We start from the raw sequence: 19,873 nt of genomic DNA on the forward strand, positions 1-19,873 counted from the left end.
CGCCCTACAAACATTGTGCTGCTTTTCTGCGGCGGGGCGCTTCATTTACCTGCGCCCCCTTACCGGGCGTAGGGCGGGTAAGCGTCAGCGCACCCGCCATCCACGCAACGGCAGATTACTTCTTCAGCTCATTCAGCGCACGGATGCGTGAAGAGAGGGAGAATAGACGGATAAAGCCGCCCGCGTGGCTGTGATCGTACACTTCGTCTTCGCCGAAGGTCGCGAACTCTTCGTTATACAGGCTGTTGGTCGATTTCTTCTGAATCGCGGTGACACGGCCTTTATAGAGCTCCAGCACCACTTCGCCGCTCACCTGTTCAGCCAGCGACTGCGCCGCCGCCTGCAGGGACTGACGCAGCGGGGCGAACCAGCGGCCGTCGTACACGACATAAGACATCTCAAGGCCCACCTGCTCACGCCATTTAAAGCTATCGCGATCCAGCACCAGCTGCTCAACGCCGCGCAGCGCCGCCATCATAATGGTGCCCCCCGGGGTTTCGTAGCAGCCGCGGGATTTAATACCCACCAGACGGTTTTCCACGATATCGATACGGCCCACGCCATGCTTCGCGCCGATTTTATTCAGCACTTCCAGGCAGCCAAACGGGGTCAGATGCTCGCCGTTAACCGCAACCACGTTGCCTTTCTCAACGGTCACGGTCACCTGCTCCGCCTCATCCGGCGCGTCTTTAGGATCGACCGTCCAGACCCAGCAATCCTGGTTCGGGGCATTCCACGGGCTTTCCAGCACGCCGCCTTCGGTGGAGATATGCCAGGCGTTCTCGTCACGGCTGTAGATTTTCTCAAGCGATGCGGTGGTCGGGATATCGCGCGCTTTCAGGTAATCCAGCAGCGCTTCACGGGAACGCAGGTTCCACTCACGCCACGGGGCGATAACTTTCAGATGCGGAGCCAGCGCCGCCCAGGCGGATTCAAAACGCACCTGGTCGTTGCCTTTACCCGTCGCGCCGTGGCACAGCGCGTCGGCGCCGACTTTCTTCGCCACGTCCACCAGCGCTTTGGCGATCAGCGGACGCGCCATCGAGGTGCCCAGCAGATAGCTGCCTTCATACAGCGCGCCGGTTTGCAGCACCGGATACACGTAATCTTTGATGAACTCTTCACGCGCATCGACCACATAGCACTCAGACGCGCCGGAGCGCAGCGCTTTCTGCTCAACGCCTTTCAGATCGTCACGATCCTGGCCGATATCGACCACGCAGGCGACCACGTCGCACCCTTCATAGTTTTCTTTCAGCCACGGAATGATGGCAGAGGTGTCGAGGCCGCCGGAGTAAGCGAGAACCACTTTTTTGATGCCGTGATTTTGCATTGTCTTTTTCCTTTAAAAATTTGTAATCAGGCCAAAATGCGCGTGCCGATGGACACGCCATTAAAGAGAGCGGGCAACTGCTCCGCGTGGCGCCAGGAGGCGATGTCTACCGGGCGGCCCAGCGTGCGGGCGGCGTCCAGCGCCGCGTGCACTTTAACGATCATCCCGTCGGTGATAATGCCCTGCGCGATAAGCTGCTCGGCTTTCGCAGAGGTCATCTCAGCGATGCGCTGGCCTTTGCCGTCCAGAATGCCGCTTACGTCGGAGAGCAGAATCAGATCCGCGCCAAGCGTCGCAGCAAGCGCCGTGGCCGCCTGGTCGGCGTTCACGTTCATCAGGTCGCCGTTGTCGGTGACGCCAATCGAGCTAATCACCGGCATAAAGCCGTTTTCCAGTAGCGCGTTAATCAGCTTCGGCGACCCGGGATGCGCCTGGCCCACATGGCCCAGCTCTTCATCAAGCGGCGTCACGCTGACGCTGTCGCCGTCGCCCAGGAACAGGCCGACGGAGGCGATACCGTGTTTTTTCGCCCAGGCGAGCAGCGTCTTGTTGGCGGTGCCCGCCAGCGCCCCGGTAATGATGTCGATTTGATCGGCAGGCGTGACGCGCAGGCCGTCTTTCTTTTTCACCGGCAGGTTGAGCTGCTTCATCAGGTCGTCAACGAGGCAGCCGCCGCCGTGAACGATGACCAGCGGGCGCTGATGCTCCTTGCGGTAGTTAACGAGGGCGGTAAAAAGACGCTCCAGCGCCTCTTCGCTGTCGAGCAACACACCGCCTAACTTAATGATTAACGGGTTCATCATCACACCTGACTCGGTTAAATAAGAGACTGCGTTTCGGCGAAGCCAAAACGAATATTCATACACTGCACCGCCTGCGCGGCGGCGCCTTTCAGCAGGTTATCTTCCGTGGCGACCACGATCAGATGTTCGCCCTGCACGGCGAAGCCGATATCGCAAAACGGCAGGCCCACCACGTTTTTCAGCGCGGGCACGCCTTTGTCATACAGCCGCACCAGCGGTTTGTCGCCGTAAGCGTCCTGGAAGGTGGCAGCGACTTGCTGCGTGCTCACTCCCGGCTTCAGGCGGCAGGTGATGGTTTCCAGAATGCCGCGCGGGAAGCTGCCGAGGTGCGGCGTGAAGATTACCTCCGCGCCCAGATGGCTCGCGATTTCCGGCTGATGGCGATGCGTAAAAATGCCGTAAGGCTGAAGGCTCACTTCGCAAAAACTGTTGGAGATAGCCGCTTTCCGCCCCGCGCCGCTCACGCCGCTGGTGGCGTTAATCACCGGCCACTGATTGAGATCCAGCAAACCGGCGTCAATCAGCGGTTTCAGCGAAAGCTGCGCCGCGGTCGGGTAGCATCCCGGCACCGCCACCAGCGTCGCTTCCTTCAGCGCGTCGCGGTTCCACTCCGCCAGGCCATACACCGCCTGCGCCAGCAGCTCCGGGTGCTGGTGCGTGAATCCGTAAAATTTGTCGTAGAACGCGGCGTCGTTAACACGAAAGGCGCCGGAGAGGTCGAATACCACGCAGCCCGCATCGAGAAACTGCGGCGCGAGATCGTGGCTGACTTCATGGGCGGTGGCGAGAAACACCACATCCACGCCGTCGGTGAACTCGCGAATGTCGCTCATCGGCTGCAGCGGCAGGTCAAGCACGCCTTTCAGCTGCGGATGCAGATCGGAGATTAACTTTCCCGCATCATTGCTTTGCGCTGAGACCGTCAATGCGGTTATGTTCATATGCGGATGGCGATTCACGTAGGTCGCAAGCTCTGCGCCGGCATAACCACTGGCGCCAACAATCAGCGTGTTCAACATCGGGGCTGGATACCTTCTACCGTCATGTATTTCAGGCGCGGGCCTCCGGGCCGTTGCCGCGTCCGCGAGCGTATCGTCTTCACCGGAACCCGGCGGTTCCCTTACGCTCAACGTTAATGTATTTTTATTCATAAATACTGCATGAATATTGATACTATCACGACCTGAGGTCTGTCAACAGTGAAAATGAAATTACCGCCATTTATCGAGATTTACCGCGCGCTTATCGCCACGCCTTCCATCAGCGCCACCGACAGCGCGCTTGATCAGAGTAATGCGACTTTAATCAATTTGTTGGCGGGCTGGTTTGGCAGTCTCGGCTTCCAGGTCGAAGTACAGCCGGTCCCCGGTACGCGCAATAAATTCAATATGCTGGCGAGCACCGGCAGCGGCGCGGGCGGCCTGTTGCTGGCCGGGCATACCGATACCGTGCCTTTCGACGACGGGCGCTGGACGCGCGACCCTTTCACGCTGACCGAGCATGACAACAAGCTGTTCGGGCTTGGCACCGCCGATATGAAAGGCTTTTTCGCGTTTATTCTCGATGCGCTGCGTGACGTGGATGTGACGCAGCTGAAAAAACCGCTCTACATCCTGGCGACGGCCGATGAAGAGACGAGCATGGCGGGCGCGCGCTATTTCGCTGAAACGACCGCGTTGCGACCAGACTGCGCCATCATCGGCGAGCCGACGTCGCTCCAGCCGATCCGCGCCCATAAAGGCCATATCTCCAGCGCCATTCGCGTACAGGGGCAATCCGGCCACTCCAGCGACCCGGAGCGCGGCGTGAATGCCATCGAGCTGATGCATGACGCCATCGGGCGCATTATGCAACTGCGCGATTCGCTCAAAGAACGCTATCACTATGACGCGTTTACGGTGCCTTACCCGACGCTTAACCTCGGCCATATCCACGGCGGCGACGCGTCGAATCGCATTTGCGCCTGCTGCGAACTGCATATGGATATTCGTCCGCTGCCGGGCATGACGCTTGACGATTTAAGCGGCTTGCTGAACGAGGCGCTGGAGCCAGTGAGCCTGCGCTGGCCGGGCCGCCTGACGGTGTTTGATCTGCATCCGCCAATTCCCGGCTATGAATGTCCGCCGGATCATAAGCTGGTGCAGGTGGTGGAAAAGCTGCTCGGCGCGCAAACCGATGTGGTGAACTACTGCACCGAAGCGCCGTTTATTCAGACGATTTGCCCGACGCTGGTGTTAGGCCCCGGCTCGATTAATCAGGCCCACCAGCCGGATGAATATCTGGAAACGCGGTTTATCAAGCCTACCCGCGAGCTGATTTCGCAGGTGGTGCACCACTTCTGCTGGCACTGAGTGCCCTGAATATTATGGTGGATGCGCTGCGCTTATCCACCCTACGAAAATCCACATCCGCCCCCCAGGGCGGGTAAGCCACACGCACCCGCCGTTGTAGCGCCACCGCTTCACCGTAGGGCGGGTAAGCCACGCGCACCCGCCATCCCGCTCGTCACATGCAGCCCATTTCACTGCTTTTACGCCCAGCCGCAGCGCGTGTGACTGAACATCGCGCCGCGCACCTGCACGCTATGTTCATAAGCGTTACTTATCTGCAATAACGTGAATTAACTTTCATAAATTGCCGCGGTTTATTCACCTGCTGAAGCGATTTCGCAGCAATTGACGAACGGGATTTCACGTGGCTTTATAAAGTAAGAAGTCATTCAAGCCTGAACTTTCGGACGTAAGTAAAAGCTATCGCTTTTCGGTGTCCTGATTTTTGCAGAACCTATACCCAAGGATTTCGTGTTGCAGGAAGGCGGCAAGCCTGGTGAGCCCCGGGAGCTTACATCGGTAAGTGACCGGGGTCGCCAGGCGCGGCCAACGCGCCTGCGGCGCGAAAGACGACGGGTATTAAACATAATTGAGATGGGGTGTCTGGGGTTATATGAACGAACAATATTCCGCTTTGCGAAGCAATGTCAGTATGCTCGGCAAGTTGCTCGGGGATACCATCAAGGATGCGCTGGGAGAAAACATCCTTGACCGCGTAGAAACAATCCGCAAGTTGTCGAAGTCGTCCCGTGCTGGCAATGAAGCAGACCGCCAGGCGTTGTTAACCACGTTGCAAAACCTTTCCAACGATGAACTGCTGCCGGTGGCCCGCGCGTTCAGTCAGTTCCTGAACCTGGCCAACACCGCCGAGCAATACCACAGCATTTCGCCGAAAGGCGAAGCCGCCAGCAACCCGGAAATTATCGCCCGCACCCTGCGTAAGCTTAAAGATCAGCCCGACATCAACGAAACCGCCATCCGTCAGGCTGTAGAGGCGCTGTCGCTGGAACTGGTGCTGACCGCGCACCCGACCGAGATCACCCGCCGCACGCTTATTCACAAAATGGTCGAAGTTAACAACTGCTTAAAACAACTCGACCACAAAGATATCGCCGATTACGAGCGCAACCAGATCATGCGCCGCCTGCGCCAGCTTATCGCGCAGTCCTGGCACACCGATGAAATTCGCAAAAATCGCCCAAGCCCGGTGGACGAGGCCAAATGGGGTTTTGCGGTGGTGGAAAACAGCCTCTGGGAAGGTGTGCCGAATTATCTGCGCGAGCTGAATGAACAGCTCGAAGCGCATCTCGATTACAAACTGCCGGTGGATTTCGTGCCGGTGCGTTTCACCTCCTGGATGGGCGGCGACCGCGACGGCAACCCGAACGTCACCGCGGATATCACCCGTCACGTTCTGCTGCTAAGCCGCTGGAAAGCGACCGACCTGTTCCTGAAAGATATCCAGGTGCTGATTTCCGAGCTCTCGATGGTCGAGTGCAGCGACGCGCTGCGCGAATATGTCGGCACCGAGGGCGCGCAGGAGCCTTACCGTTACCTGCTGAAAGGGCTGCGCGCGCAGCTGCTCGCGACCCAGGCCTGGCTTGAAGCGCGCCTGAAAGGCCAGAAGCTGCCGAAGCCGCAGGGCCTGCTGACCCAAAACGAACAGCTCTGGGAACCGCTCTACGCCTGTTATGAATCGCTCGTCGCCTGTGGTCTGGGGATCATCGCCAACGGCGAACTGCTCGACACCCTGCGCCGCGTTAAAGCCTTCGGCGTGCCGCTGGTGCGTATCGATATCCGTCAGGAAAGCACCCGCCACACCGAAGCGCTGGGCGAGCTGACCCGCTATCTCGGCATTGGCGACTATGAAAGCTGGTCGGAAGCCGACAAACAGGCGTTCCTGATTCGCGAACTCAACTCCAAACGTCCGCTGCTGCCGCGCCAGTGGGAGCCGAGCGATAACACCCGCGAAGTGCTGGATACCTGCAAAGTGATCGCCGAAGCGCCGAAAGGCTCGATCGCCGCGTACGTAATTTCCATGGCGAAAACGCCGTCCGACGTGCTGGCCGTTCACCTGCTGCTGAAAGAAGCGGGTATTGGCTTCGCGCTGCCGGTCGCCCCGCTGTTTGAAACGCTCGACGACCTGAACAATGCCAATGACGTGATGACCCAGCTGCTGAATATCGACTGGTATCGCGGCTTTATTCAGGGCAAACAGATGGTGATGATTGGCTATTCCGACTCCGCGAAAGACGCGGGCGTGATGGCCGCCTCCTGGGCGCAGTACCAGGCGCAGGACGCGCTGATCAAAACCTGCGAGAAAGCGGGTATCGCGCTGACGCTGTTCCACGGGCGCGGCGGCTCCATTGGCCGCGGCGGCGCACCGGCGCACGCGGCACTACTTTCCCAGCCGCCGGGCAGCCTGAAGGGCGGCCTGCGCGTGACCGAACAGGGCGAGATGATCCGCTTTAAATATGGCCTGCCGGAAGTCACCATCAGCAGCCTGTCGCTCTACACCAGCGCCATTCTGGAAGCTAACCTGCTGCCGCCGCCGGAGCCGAAAGCCGGCTGGCGTCACATCATGGATGAACTGTCCGACATCTCCTGCACCATGTACCGCGGCTACGTGCGCGAAAACAAGGATTTCGTGCCATATTTCCGCTCGGCCACGCCGGAGCAGGAGCTCGGCAAACTGCCGCTCGGTTCACGCCCGGCCAAGCGTCGTCCGACCGGCGGCGTCGAATCGCTGCGCGCCATTCCGTGGATTTTCGCCTGGACGCAAAACCGGCTGATGCTTCCCGCCTGGCTGGGCGCGGGCGCCGCGCTGCAAAAAGTGGTGGAAGATGGCAAACAGGACGAACTGGAAACCATGTGCCGCGACTGGCCGTTCTTCTCCACGCGCCTCGGCATGCTGGAGATGGTCTTTGCCAAAGCGGATCTGTGGCTGGCGGAATACTACGATCAGCGTCTGGTGAAAAAGGAACTCTGGCCGCTTGGCCGTGAGCTGCGCCAGTTGCTGGAAGCAGATATTAAAGTGGTGCTGGATATCGCCAACGACTCGCATCTGATGGCGGACTTACCGTGGATTGCCGAGTCCATCCAGCTACGCAATATCTACACCGACCCGCTGAACGTGCTCCAGGCAGAGCTGCTGCACCGTTCACGCCTGGCCGAGGAAGAAGGCAAACCCGCCGACCCGTGCGTTGAGCAGGCGCTGATGGTCACCATCGCAGGCGTCGCGGCAGGAATGCGCAACACGGGCTGATGACACACCTCAGAAGCTAAAAAGCCCCGGCATGCCGGGGCTTTTTTATGGGCGCAACGGTCAGCGTCAGTAGTAGAGCACCGTAAATGTAATCGCGCCGTTTGCCTTGCCGGGGCGCATACGGTCTTCCGTCTGAACATAGCGCGCCACAAACGGAATGCGGTGCGTATTCACATCATCCGTGCTCAGATTCCAGTAGTTATTGTTGTAGGTGTTCAGCACCATCGGCTCATGCGACGCATCCGACACGTTGCCTTTGGCTATCTGAATGCCTACCCCGCTGGCGCTGTCGCTGCCCGGCGTCACGGAGAAGATACCGTTGTTCGCGTCAATCACCGTTGTGGAAGGTTTCATCGTTATCCACACCGGGTTTGGCGAGGCGTTACCCATGGAGGTGATCCCACTGTCATTGGCGTTGATATTGGTACGGATACCCCAGGCGCGCGGGCAGTTGGTCAGGGTAATCGACGCATCGCGCCACTCCGTCCCGCTCCCTACGCCGCTGAAATCGTTCTCCGCGCTCCAGGTGCCGAGCTTCACGTTAACATCCGGCGTGGTACAGGAGAGCGCGGCGATATTCACCGAACCGGTAAAGTTGATTTTCAGCGCGTTAAGCGGGCTGCCCGAGGCACCTGACGCGATGAAATCAATCGCCATCGACGGCAGATCCTGGCCATTCACATATCCCGGCTGAACAGGGCCGGTTTTGATGAGATAGAGCCAGAACTCACTGTTCACCGTATGGTTAACGTTCTGATTGGGCTGCGGATGAACGGTATCGATGTAATACGTTCCCGGAATGGCGACGCTTTTGTCACCCTGCGCCCATACCGCGACCCCGACGCCCGGCAGATTAGTGTCCCAGACTTTGCCCGGGAACGGCGGCCCGTTCCACGGTGAAAGCCCGTGCGGCGTGCTGGTCCAGCGGTAATCATACGAAACGTCGTAAGGCACGCTGTCGGTCGAGAGACAGTCAATTTTGACCGGCGCGCTGGGCATGTAATGCAGCCGGTAGAGCGTGCGTCCGTCAGAGGCGTCAGAGCCGACGGAAATCGTTCCGTTAATCGGCAGCGTCACGCTCATCGCGTGCGAGCCGGAGTGATACGAACAGGAGGTAGAAGCCAGCACGTTTTCGCCGAACGACAGCAGCAGAAGCATTCCGGCCCCAAGTGATAAAACGCTTTTCCTTACAGCCATAATTCCCTCTTTACCGTGCATCTTTTCTGACGCAGGAAATGTGTTACTGGCCGGCCCGCAGGCCGGCGTTATCCGGCCGTGAGCGCAGCCTGCCGACGCCGGTCGGTGGAGAGCTGCAACGGCGATGAGGAAGACGCCATGCCCGAGGGCGGCAGACACGGCGTATCGAAACGCTGAATCGACTGGCGCTGCCCCTCCGCCTGCGGCATCAGTAGATAGCTGATAAGGCATTGCATCCCCACGCTCTCGCCCCACTTGACCGTAAGCTGCCCCTGGTTGTTACCAACGCGCGCATAGACCAGCCCGCCCTGTCCTGCCGAACCCACCTGGTTGCCTTCGGCATCAAACACCACCGCGCCAAACGGCACCGGTTCCCCCTGATACTGCGAGGCGATAAGTACCGGCGTGCCGGTATTGGTTTTGTAGGTGAGCTTCACCACAGCCCCGAGATACGGCGCCACTTTCTGCGAGGTGTTCTCCAGCTCTACATTCACCGGCGCGGTTTTCGGATCGACGGTGATGTCGTTGAACTGGTACGGGTCGAGATATGGCACGGCGGCATAGCCGCGACCATCCACAAACACGCCGGGATAAGAAGACACCGCCGCGCCGCGCGCGCCTTTCGCCTCAACCAGCGCGAAGGTATCTGAGGTATAAGGCGTAAATGTCAGGCCACCGGAATGACCAATGATGGTGCCGGTCGCGCCAAGCGACACGCTGCTGTAGTCATCGCCCACGCTGTAGCCGCCACTGACTGACGCCACCTGACTGCGGTAGTCGGCGTTGAAGGAGCCGCTGGTGCCTTGCCCCTGATCGCCGTTCATCGCGGTAACGCTGTAGTTCATCTGGTTATAGTCGCCAAGCGAACCGGAAACGCCGACCTGCTGACCGTCATGGCCGTTACTGTCGCGCGTTAAATCGATATGCGCGTGGGGCGTGTGCTGCTCAAAGTTCCCGCCCAGCGGGAAGCTCATCGTCAGCAAATAGTTCGTCTGCCCTTCGTTCTGTTCGCTATAGGTACGGCTCACCGTCAGGCCGTATGTCAGGCTTTTATAGCTGTTGTTGTAGCCAACCTGGAACTGCTTGTCAGAGCCTGATTTGTTCCAGTAATCCTGCAACGAGCCGCTGAGGTAAAACTGCCCCCAGCCGTCATCCAGCCCCTGGCTCACCGTCGCCACGAACTGGTTTTTCATTCGCAGGATGCTGTCCGGCGACTCGCCGCGATCGACCGCGTCGCGCGTCAGCATGGCAGTCTGAAAATCCATGTACTGGCTGGTGGCGAAGCGATACGCCGCCAGCGAAATGTTGCTGCGGGTCTCCGTGATATCTTTGCTGAAGCTGAGTTTATAGCTCTGCCCGCTCAGGCTGTCGGCGCGTTGCTGGCCCAGAAATGACTTATCATTTGCCAGATGCGTACGCGCCTGGGTGACGTCCAGCGCCAGCGAGCCGATGGGCGTGCCAAAGGCCATCCCGACCAGCAGCGCGTAATAGCCCTGGCTCACCTGGACGCCGCCATAGCTCGTCAGACGGTTGGAGATCCCGTACTGGTAAGTGGCCTGATACAGCGCCGGTTTGCTACGCAGCGAATCGTTGCGATACTCACCCGCCACCATGGAATAGCGCAGCGCGCCGGGACGCAACTGCTGCGCCACCGAGGCATAAGGTACCTGGAAATGTTGCTCGCTGCCGTCGGCTTCATAGACGGTCACGTCCAGGTTGCCGCCGTAGCCGGTCGGGTAGAGATCGTTAATCGCAAATTCGCCGGGCGCGACGGTGGTTTCATAGATAGTCTGCCCGCTCTGGCGCACCGTAACGCGCGCGTTGGTGCGTGCCACGCCGCGGATATCCGGCGCGTAGCCGCGCTGCGATTCCGGCAGCATGCGCTCGTCGCTCGCGACCTGAACGCCTTTAAAAGGCAACGTATCGAATACCTGGCCCTGGGTACTGGTCTCCCCGACCAGCGCGCGCCCTTTGATAACGGGGATATCACGTTGCAGATAGGTGCTGATACTGCTGTATTGCCGCTCGCCCTCTTCCATATAGCTGTAATAGCCGTTATGACGAAGATACCAGGCACCAACGTTCAGCCCGCCCTCCAGGCTTGAATAAAAGGAATCGAGCGTTTTGCCGTTAGCGTGGCTGGAGTAGCCATTCATGTTATAGCCGAGCATCAGCGCCGGGATACCGCTGTCCCACAGCTCCGGGTTTACGCTACCGCGGGCGTTATGCAGCAGGTAAATTTGCGGGACGGAAATGTCGAGTCGCTGCTCGCTGGTATCAAACGCGATTTCTGAATGCGGTAGCTTCTTTTCCAGATCGAGGCACTGCTCCCCCTGCTGAAAAGGGGTCAGAAAATCCTTCGGCAATTTTTCATAATTAAACGGGATAGTCTTAATCAGGTCGGGCGTCAGGCAGACGCGGCTGGTTTTATCCGGCTGTGACACAACATCGATTTCACTGGTGAGCGTCGCCTGCCCATTAATATAAATTACCGCGCGATAACGACCCGGTAGCGCCGCCGCACCATTAGCGAAACGGCTTAAATCCACCGCATTTTTATTTTCCAGATTCAGGAAAATATTATCGAATTCGACATGCTCTGCGATATCGACCGGTGCTTGTTCAGACTTTCCCGGCAACTCCTGTGCCTTCCCCGGCGTCGCCAGCAGACAAATAATTACAGCCATAATGCCTGGAGAGAACGTCGCAGCCTCTCCCTGGCGAAACCTGTTTTTCATCGCGCTTCTCTTTTACGGTGATAATTGAATAAACAGAGCGACGGCTTATTTCAGCGTCGCCTCGAATTCATTCAGCGCGCCATAATCATTAACAAAGACGCCTGCGAGTTTATTTCCCGGACTGCCAGGCAGTTTTATTGTCATGGTCGATTTCGGCGCAATCATGTCGGCATCGAGGGTTTTTCCGTTCACTGTCAGATTGACCAGGGAAATAAAATAGGGCGTGGGGTTTGCCGCTTCGATAGTCTGTCCATTGGCGCGCCAGGTGACATGCTGTACAGCTTCATTGGCATTGCCTTCAAGCCCTGTAGGGCGAAGGAATAATTTAATGCGCGAGCGAAACGCGACCTGTAAATAGTTATCGCTGACCGTCGCTTTTTTAGCAGGAATTTCAAGAACGTTAAGCCAGTAAACGGATTCCCGATCCGCCGGTAATAATTTTCCGGTAAAAGTAATACGCAGCGTCTGACCTTTCTCCGGCTCCACCCGGTTAATCGGCGGAGTTAAAATAAACGGCACCTGTATCGTTTCCGGCGCGGCATCAGCATTGCCGTTATCGATCCAGCTTTGAATCAATACGGGCGAGGTGCCCTTATTATCAAGCTTTACGCTGACCTCTGGCGCATCGCTCGGATAAATCACGCGGGTACCGGTAATAACGATACTGGCGATGGCCGTCGGGCAGGCAAACCCTATCACCAGTATGAAGAATGCGCTTTTCCAGGAAAGGGTATTCGCCATATGATTCACTCCCTTGAAGAAATACAGGAGGGATTACCCCTCCTGTCGCATTTTTACTTATACATCAGTGAATAAACGACGCTGCTGTTAACCTTACCGGCCGTAGTTGCATCTTCTGCGTAATATTCCACCGCGTAAGGCAGCGTGGCAGTGCCTTCTGTGGCGTCATACGTGACAAAAGTGGTTTTCGTGGACTGGCTGGCGTCGCCCGCTTTAATCACGTCGTAGGAAGTGCTGGAACCATCACGCAGCTGGAGGCTGACGTTTGTGGCATTGTCTGAACCCGTGGCGTTTTTCAGACGGCCCGTGACCGGATCGACAGACGCGCCCGCTTCAAAGTAGGCCGCCACAGTTTTCAGCGTGCCCGCACAGTTAGTCAGATCCATCACAAAATTGGTGCGACCCGCCGTTTTACCGACTCCGTCGAGCTGATTGATCCCCATGGTTGGCAGCGTAATGGTCGCATCAGAACCCTGACCATCAACGTTGACATCGCACGATGTCGCCGTCAGTTCTCCCTCAAAGGTAATAGTGCCGGTAGAAGCAGCCTGCGCGGTCGCAGCAAATCCCATTGCCGCAGCTAAAGAAAGGCCAAGTGCTAACTTTTTCATATATCATCCTGGTTACATTAAAAGTTAAGCTATTCATCAAAATAGCCGGACTATATTCACAGCCTGTGAATATAATTTTCGTCCCGTACGCGTCTCACACATCAGGACAAAACAGTACTCATCCACCGTTAAATTTGCACAAAGTTGCATTATTACGTGTGCGTTTAATGCCAGTACCGTTTGCTACGCAGTTATTTAACAATTTCACCAGCAACAGAGCCTGTCTTAACGGAAAGCGTTATTAACAACGCCGTGATGATGTGCTCATTATAAAAATCGTAATTTCTGTAACAATACACGAACCTGTAACCGCCACCATGAATAACTCTGGAATATCATAAAAAAGCCCTTCAAAAATAAAGGCATGGACAATATATGGACGATTTCCTAAATATCAGAAATGAGTGATTTTTTGTAAACCATAAAATAGTAAAAAATATTGGCACAGAGATAAAAATATTCCCCACAATAAAAAATACAGGGTGAGATGATTGTTATTTATTATTAATTTGAATGAAAACAGATAAGCGGAACCCGGCATGACGGGGATACCAGAAGAGTGATTTACGCGTTCATCTTACAGTGACCATTACCATCAGCGGCGGACTGTTAGCCAGAAAGACTGACTAAAGGGATATGCATATTGCAAAGGAAGGGCGCATTTAGTTTTTCTGACAATGCTATCGATACCGTGAAGTTAGCATCAGAACCCAGTAAGGCAGAACCTGTTGTAGCGCTTCTGTCAGGGTGTGGTATTCCTGTGGGTATAAAAAAACGGCTCGTAAGAGCCGTTTTTTTTCACTGCATCGCGTTGGTCGCGGCCGTGTAAGCCTGGGTGAAGGCCTGATGTTGCGCGGCGAGCGGGCCTATCAGCGCGTTATACTGGCTCGCCTGCTGCGAGGTCGGGAATTGAATGCCGTTGGCCGCAAAGCCCACCTGCGTGCCCTGCTGCGCGATGAAATCGCCGACCTGCACAAGCTGTTGAGTGAACGTCTGCGCGGCCGGGATCAGCGGTTGCAGCGCGTTAGCCGGGCCGGTCACCACTTTTTCATAAGCTTTATCAAACACTGGCTTCAGATCGTCTGCCTGCTTAAGCGACGCATGAGAGCTATCCGCCTGCATTTTCGCGTTCTGCAATTGCTGGCTCATTACGCCCAGCGAACCGTTGGCCTGGCGCAGCGCCTCACGCTGAGTCATGTAATCCTGCGGCACGCGAATGCTATTTACGCTATCCACTACCGGGCGGATGCCGGCGTCCATCGCCTGGTTCACCTGCTGAGAGTAGCTGTAAAGGATGGCATAGTCGGAAACGAACGGACCGAACTGTTTTTTCTGATCGGCGGTCAGCGTCGGCAAACGTTCGCCGCTACGCATCACCGTGTTTTGCAGGAAATCGACGAACGCTTTGCGCTGGTCGCCCTCTTTATCAAAACACCCGCTCAGGCTGACTACCATTAACAACGCCGCCAGCGGCGCGAACCAGCGAGAGCAGGACTTACCTGTCGCCATTTTTTTGCTCCTTTCACTCATCAACGCGCACACCACTGCCAGTGTGCTTCAACGCCCACAAGGATAGTTCAGACGCGTCGCGCAGGATACCCTTTATTGCGCTTCAAAAGCGATTATGCGAAAGGCAGCGCGCCGTGCGTAAAAAAGGGCCGCCAGCCTGCGCTGACGACCCTTAATAAAGACGCTCACAGCCATACCGCTCCGCGGCCTCGCCAGGCCTGAAAAGGCGGGGTTTCCCCCGCCCTCCAGACGCTACTTACCGGATTCGTAAGCCAGAAACGCAGCGGCCTCCCGATATCTGTCCTTATAACGGATTTCGCACAGCGATTTCCGGACAAGGAGCGTGAATATTAATAGTGTGGTACAGACGATTAATACGCACCAGATAAGCGCATTTCGCGGTAGTTTCATCAGCTTCTTTTCCTTGTCTTGCGACGGTTAAGAGGCTAATCTGCATATGTTCAGTATGGAGACAGCCTCGTTGGTTAATGAAAATTGACCTTCGGGGCTTTCTTCTTTCTGCCATCCGCCATTGCGGTAACACTGCCGGTTGCCGGAGGCAAAAAGCCTCAAGCGCCGGGAGTATTCTACGCTGCCTTTTTAAGCTGCCAGAACGCGATTCGGTGCTTTTCAGAAACCACCATGAGCGCTTTCCCATCGCATGCTGGAACCCTGTATATGCGCACCAGAAGAGCGGTTGCACGCGTCCTAAAATGCCGGGCTTTTGGCGGGATCGCTGAGGGGATAAAGGATCGCGCCGTGATCTTTTACAAAACTATACTTTCTTAAGATTAATCCTAATATCAATCAATTAGGACGAGATATTCCACCCCCGAACGGCCGCAGCCGGCGCTCGCCAGTCAACAAGCGCAAAATCTTATACTACCCTGCCCGCAGTTTGGTTTTTTCCGAACTATGATTAAGAAGCTTCTTAGACGTTCACGATCCCGCTGTGTGATTAGGAGTCCAAAATGGAATCTAAAGACCCTATGTTTGAGTTGCTCAGCAGCCTCGAACAAATTGTATTAAAGAAAGATGCCTCTGATACGGTTACCCTGGCGCAGAAACCTAACGTGTTTACAGAATTTGAACTGTTACGCAAAAGAACGGGCCTGAAAACAGATGATTTGGCTCGTGTGATGGGTGTCAGTGTGGCCATGGTTCAGGAGTGGGAATCCCGCCGTGTGAAACCCTCCAGCACCGAACTGAAGCTGATGCGCCTGATTCAGGCGAATCCCATGCTCAGTAAACAACTCATGGAATGAAAGGCAAGCCAGTACACTTTTTTTCGCAAACAAAACGCCCCCGCAGATGCGGGGGCGTTGCTTTTCAGAATACATTTGGGTGCGTGCAGGCTAACCCGCCCTCCTGACCAGTGGGTGGGGGAGCGCTCCCCCATCCAAAGGCTACTTCCCTGGTTCGTAAGCAAGGATTGCCCGTATTTCCCGGCTTCCCTCTTTAATGGTGAATTCACATAAGCGATCACGCATTATTAAGGCGAAACACAGCACTGTAATACAGAGCGCTAATATGCTTAAAAAAGCATATCGGGATTTTATTGGCATAATTGCCTCCTTATAGGGAAGAGGCTACAATCAGGCTGTTGGGTACTGATTGCAGCCTCCCCCGAGGTTAAATGGAATTAACTTAGGGGGGCATTCATCTGACCAGCCTTTGCATCATGCCCAAGCCAGCCAGCCTGAGCACCCGCGCGCTATATTATCCGCAACCGGTTTATTAATAATTACGCGACCACGTAATAACACCGCGCTTTTTGTATTGTGATAAGAAAATAAGAATTCAACGTAGCGAAAACCGCTATAAAAAAACCCGCCAGCGGCGGGTTTTTTTATTATTAACGGAACACGTTACTGGAGCAGGGAAATATCCGCCACTTGCAGGAACAGCGCACGTAATTTTGACAACAGCGTCAGACGATTAATACGCACCTGCGCATCGTCCGCGTTAACCATCACTTTTTCGAAGAACTCATCCACCGGCTCGCGCAGTTGCGCCAGCTCGACCAGCGCTTCCTGGTAGCGGCCTTCAGCGAACAGCGGCTGCAGTTTGTCGCGCATTACAGCGACCTGCAGCGCCAGACGGATTTCCGGATCTTCTTTCAGCACCGAGGCATGAACTTCATCGTTCAGCGGCTCGGTGGCTTTCGCGAGGATATTGGAAACGCGTTTGTTCGCCGCAGCCAGCGCTACTGCTTCATCCAGCGTACGGAAGTGCGATACCGCCTTCATGCGGGCATCGAAATCCGCAGGGCGGGTCGGACGATTCGCCAGCACCGCCTGAATGGTGTCAACGCTGTAGCCTTCATCCTGATACCAGGCACGGAAACGGCCCAGCATAAAGTCCACGACATCATCCACCACTTTCGCGTTGGTTAGCTTGCTGCCATACAGGCGCACCGCTTCTTCCGTCAGGGTTTGCAGATCGAGCGGCAGGTTTTTCTCAACGATGATACGCAGCACGCCAAGGGCAGCGCGGCGCAGCGCGAACGGGTCTTTATCGCCTTTCGGATGCTGACCGATGCCGAAAATCCCGGCCAGGGTATCCATTTTATCGGCAATCGCTACGGCGCAGGCCACCAGGCTTGACGGCAGCGCATCGCCCGCAAAGCGCGGCATGTACTGCTCGTTCAGCGCTACCGCAACGTCTTCAGATTCGCCATCATGACGCGCGTAGTGCATGCCCATGACGCCCTGGGTGTCGGTAAACTCAAACACCATGTTGGTCATCAGATCGCATTTGGAGAGCAAGCCCGCGCGCGTCGCGTGATTCACATCCGCGCCGATCTGGCTCGCAATCCAGCCGGAAAGCGCCTGAATGCGATCGGTTTTGTCGCGCAGCGTGCCGAGCTGCTGCTGGAACAGTACGGTTTCGAGACGCGGCAGATGATCTTCCAGACGTTTTTTGCGGTCGGTGTTAAAGAAGAACTCCGCATCCGCCAGACGCGGGCGCACCACTTTTTCGTTACCAGAGATAATCTGGCGCGGATCTTTGGACTCAATATTCGCTACAAAGATAAAGTTCGGCAGCAGCTTGCCGTCGGTGCCGTAAACCGGGAAATATTTCTGGTCGCCTTTCATGGTGTAGACCAGCGCTTCCGCCGGCACCGCCAGGAATTTCTCTTCGAATTTCGCGGTCAGCACTACCGGCCATTCCACCAGCGAGGTGACTTCTTCGAGCAGGCTGTCGCTCAGATCGGCATTGCCGCCAATTTTCGCAGCTGCTGCTTCGGCGTCCTGCTGAATTTTGGCTTTACGCGCGTTGTAGTCGGCGATGACCTTGCCGCGCTCCAGCAGGATCTGCGGGTACTGATCGGCGTGGTCGATCGTGAATTCCGGCTCGCCCATAAAGCGATGACCACGGATCACGCGGTCGGACTGAATACCAAGAATAGTCGCTGGCAGCACTTCATCGTCCAGCAGCAGCGTTACAGTATGAACCGGGCGTACGAACTGGACGTCAGACGCGCCCCAGCGCATCAGTTTTGGAATCGGCAATTTAGACAGCGCGGTGCTCACCATGTTCGGCAGCAGCGCCTGCGCGCTTTCGCCTTTCACATGGGCGCGATACATCAGCCACTCACCTTTGTCGGTGACCAGACGCTCCGCCTGATCGACAGTGATGCCGCAGCCGCGCGCCCAGCCTTCCGCCGCTTTGCTCGGATTGCCCTCAGCGTCAAACGCCGCGGAGACCGCCGGGCCACGTTTTTCAACTTCGCGATCCGGCTGAGATGCCGCAAGATTCGCCACTTTCAGCGCCAGACGACGCGGCGCCGCAAACCAGCTCACAACGCCGTGGGTCAGGCCCGCGGCGTCCAGTTCAGCAGTAAAGTTCGCAGCGAAGGATTCCGCCAGGCTGCGCAGGGCTTTTGGTGGCAGCTCTTCAGTGCCAATCTCCACCAGAAAAGTTTTCTCAGACATGGCAGCCTCTTATTTATTTCTGTTGCACATCGGGAAGCCCAGCGCCTCGCGGGAGGCGTAGTAGGCTTCGGCCACGGCTTTGGTCAGCGTGCGGATACGCAAAATATAGCGCTGGCGCTCGGTCACCGAGATAGCCTTGCGCGCGTCCAGCAGGTTGAAGCTGTGGGCGGCTTTCAGAATACGTTCATAAGCAGGCAGCGGCAGCGGGTTTTCCAGCGCCAGCAGCTGTTGAGCTTCTTTTTCGTACTGCTCAAAGCAGGTGAACAGGAAATCCACGTCGGCGTATTCGAAGTTATAGGTAGATTGCTCCACTTCGTTCTGATGGAACACGTCGCCGTAGGTGGTTTTGCCAAGCGGGCCGTCGCTCCACACCAGGTCGTAAACGCTGTCCACGCCCTGGATGTACATGGCGAGACGCTCGAGGCCGTAAGTGATTTCACCGGTCACCGGTTTGCACTCCAGGCCACCGACCTGCTGGAAGTAAGTGAACTGCGTCACTTCCATGCCGTTCAGCCACACTTCCCAGCCAAGACCCCAGGCGCCGAGCGTCGGGTTTTCCCAGTTGTCTTCGACGAAGCGAATATCATGAATGGTCGGGTCCATACCCAGCTCTTTAAGCGACCCCAGGTACAGCTCCTGAATATTGTCCGGCGACGGCTTAATGATCACCTGGAACTGGTAGTAGTGCTGTAAACGGTTGGGGTTTTCGCCGTAGCGGCCATCGGTCGGGCGGCGGGAAGGCTGAACATAAGCGGCCGCGATCGGCTCCGGGCCCAGCGCCCGCAGGCAGGTCATCGGGTGGGAGGTGCCGGCGCCGACTTCCATGTCCAGAGGTTGAACGATGGTGCAGCCCTGACGAGCCCAGTAATCCTGTAAGGTCAGGATCAGGCCCTGAAAGGTCCTGGTATCAAACTTTTGCATATGATTTCGCACGCGATACGAGTGGGTTTATTTGGAAGCGGTCAGTATACCCGTTGACCGCCAGATATACAGCCCAATCCACGACCAAAAGCGGGCGGTTGACGCGCGGTTGCGCCATTAGCGCATAGAAAGGTGTAAAAATTGACCGCTCGCGTCGAAAGAGCAGGTAAAGCCCTCTTCACGCGCCGTATAGCCACGCATTTCATAGCTTCCCTGAAACGCCTCGAAACCGTTGACGGTGATTTTCTGCGCGGCGGTATTGTAGCGATGGGCGGCTTTCGCTTTACAAAGCTGTTCCATTTCCAGCGAATGCGGCGCGCTGACGCGACCTTTTTGCGCATGCTGCGGATGCGCGTCCTCGTTACTGCAACCGGCAAGCGCGCCTGCAAACAGCACCAGCCAAAGCGTGCGGGGCAACTGCCTCGTCATAGTCTGTTATCTCCATGTTAAAATGACGACCAAAGCGCGGGTGACCGCAGCGGACAAA

At 56.5% G+C, this 19,873-nt stretch carries 16 protein-coding genes and 1 pseudogene; 3 read left to right on the forward strand and 14 right to left on the reverse strand.

What is annotated here, in order from left to right:
- Nucleotides 1-115 precede the first annotated feature (115 nt).
- Genes AFK66_RS18435 through argC form a run of 3 tightly spaced genes read right to left on the reverse strand, consistent with a single transcriptional unit; the run spans nt 116 to nt 3,155 of the window.
- A complete protein-coding gene (locus AFK66_RS18435; RefSeq protein WP_004386940.1) occupies nt 116-1,333 on the reverse strand; it encodes an argininosuccinate synthase in 1,218 nt (405 codons plus the stop codon).
- A 26-nt stretch (nt 1,334-1,359) separates the two neighbouring features.
- Nucleotides 1,360-2,136, reverse strand: a complete 777-nt coding sequence (gene argB / locus AFK66_RS18440) for an acetylglutamate kinase (RefSeq protein WP_105609486.1) — start codon at nt 2,134-2,136, stop codon at nt 1,360-1,362.
- 14 nt (nt 2,137-2,150) lie between these two features.
- Nucleotides 2,151-3,155, reverse strand: a complete 1,005-nt coding sequence (gene argC, locus AFK66_RS18445) for an N-acetyl-gamma-glutamyl-phosphate reductase (RefSeq protein WP_007779300.1) — start codon at nt 3,153-3,155, stop codon at nt 2,151-2,153.
- 180 nt (nt 3,156-3,335) lie between these two features.
- Between argC and argE the strand changes: the two genes are divergently transcribed.
- Both argE and ppc read left to right on the forward strand, forming a co-directional pair.
- The gene (gene argE / locus AFK66_RS18450) at nt 3,336-4,487 is read left to right on the forward strand and encodes an acetylornithine deacetylase (RefSeq protein WP_023899651.1); all 1,152 of its coding nucleotides are present in this window, start codon (nt 3,336-3,338) and stop codon (nt 4,485-4,487) included.
- Nucleotides 4,488-5,079: 592 nt separating this feature from the next.
- On the forward strand, nt 5,080-7,731 hold the full coding sequence (ppc, locus tag AFK66_RS18455; protein ID WP_023899652.1) for a phosphoenolpyruvate carboxylase: 2,652 nt from the start codon (nt 5,080-5,082) through the stop codon (nt 7,729-7,731).
- A gap of 66 nt (nt 7,732-7,797) precedes the next feature.
- Here ppc and AFK66_RS18460 read toward each other — a convergent pair whose 3' ends face one another.
- From AFK66_RS18460 to AFK66_RS23200, 7 genes and pseudogenes are all read right to left on the reverse strand, one after another.
- On the reverse strand, nt 7,798-8,889 hold the full coding sequence (locus AFK66_RS18460; protein WP_007779306.1) for a fimbrial protein: 1,092 nt from the start codon (nt 8,887-8,889) through the stop codon (nt 7,798-7,800).
- A 107-nt stretch (nt 8,890-8,996) separates the two neighbouring features.
- Nucleotides 8,997-11,666, reverse strand: coding sequence for a fimbria/pilus outer membrane usher protein (locus AFK66_RS18465; protein ID WP_023899653.1), 2,670 nt, complete (start codon nt 11,664-11,666; stop codon nt 8,997-8,999).
- A 45-nt stretch (nt 11,667-11,711) separates the two neighbouring features.
- Nucleotides 11,712-12,407: a fimbrial biogenesis chaperone gene (locus AFK66_RS18470; RefSeq protein WP_007779310.1), complete on the reverse strand. Its 696-nt coding sequence runs from the start codon at nt 12,405-12,407 to the stop codon at nt 11,712-11,714.
- 53 nt (nt 12,408-12,460) lie between these two features.
- Nucleotides 12,461-13,018 (reverse strand): fimbrial protein, encoded by a 558-nt coding sequence (locus AFK66_RS18475; protein ID WP_007779312.1) that lies wholly within the window; start codon nt 13,016-13,018, stop codon nt 12,461-12,463.
- Between the two features lie 798 nt (nt 13,019-13,816).
- Complete coding sequence (locus AFK66_RS18480; RefSeq protein WP_007779318.1) at nt 13,817-14,527, reverse strand: DUF3053 domain-containing protein; 711 nt, start codon at nt 14,525-14,527, stop codon at nt 13,817-13,819.
- A gap of 252 nt (nt 14,528-14,779) precedes the next feature.
- The gene (locus AFK66_RS21810; protein ID WP_032983250.1) at nt 14,780-14,938 is read right to left on the reverse strand and encodes a type I toxin-antitoxin system Hok/Gef family toxin; all 159 of its coding nucleotides are present in this window, start codon (nt 14,936-14,938) and stop codon (nt 14,780-14,782) included.
- Nucleotides 14,895-15,185, reverse strand: a pseudogene (locus AFK66_RS23200) (DUF5431 family protein); the annotation flags it as partial. The gene AFK66_RS21810 and the pseudogene AFK66_RS23200, both read right to left, overlap by 44 nt.
- A 313-nt stretch (nt 15,186-15,498) precedes the next feature.
- Between AFK66_RS23200 and AFK66_RS18485 the strand changes: the two are divergent.
- Nucleotides 15,499-15,792, forward strand: a complete 294-nt coding sequence (locus AFK66_RS18485) for an HTH-type transcriptional regulator (RefSeq protein ID WP_032968497.1) — start codon at nt 15,499-15,501, stop codon at nt 15,790-15,792.
- A gap of 141 nt (nt 15,793-15,933) precedes the next feature.
- Here the strand turns inward: AFK66_RS18485 and AFK66_RS21820 are convergent, their stop codons facing one another.
- From AFK66_RS21820 to AFK66_RS18500, 4 genes are all read right to left on the reverse strand, one after another.
- A complete protein-coding gene (locus AFK66_RS21820) occupies nt 15,934-16,092 on the reverse strand; it encodes a Hok/Gef family protein (RefSeq protein WP_015387147.1) in 159 nt (52 codons plus the stop codon).
- Nucleotides 16,093-16,395: 303 nt separating this feature from the next.
- Nucleotides 16,396-18,465, reverse strand: coding sequence for a glycine--tRNA ligase subunit beta (glyS, locus tag AFK66_RS18490; protein ID WP_007779329.1), 2,070 nt, complete (start codon nt 18,463-18,465; stop codon nt 16,396-16,398).
- A gap of 9 nt (nt 18,466-18,474) precedes the next feature.
- A complete protein-coding gene (glyQ, locus tag AFK66_RS18495) occupies nt 18,475-19,386 on the reverse strand; it encodes a glycine--tRNA ligase subunit alpha (RefSeq protein ID WP_004387598.1) in 912 nt (303 codons plus the stop codon).
- A 117-nt stretch (nt 19,387-19,503) separates the two neighbouring features.
- Nucleotides 19,504-19,815, reverse strand: a complete 312-nt coding sequence (locus tag AFK66_RS18500; protein WP_007779333.1) for a YsaB family lipoprotein — start codon at nt 19,813-19,815, stop codon at nt 19,504-19,506.
- Between the last annotated feature and the right edge of the window lie 58 nt (nt 19,816-19,873).

This window comes from Cronobacter malonaticus LMG 23826 (assembly GCF_001277215.2).
Lineage (GTDB): Bacteria > Pseudomonadota > Gammaproteobacteria > Enterobacterales > Enterobacteriaceae > Cronobacter > Cronobacter malonaticus.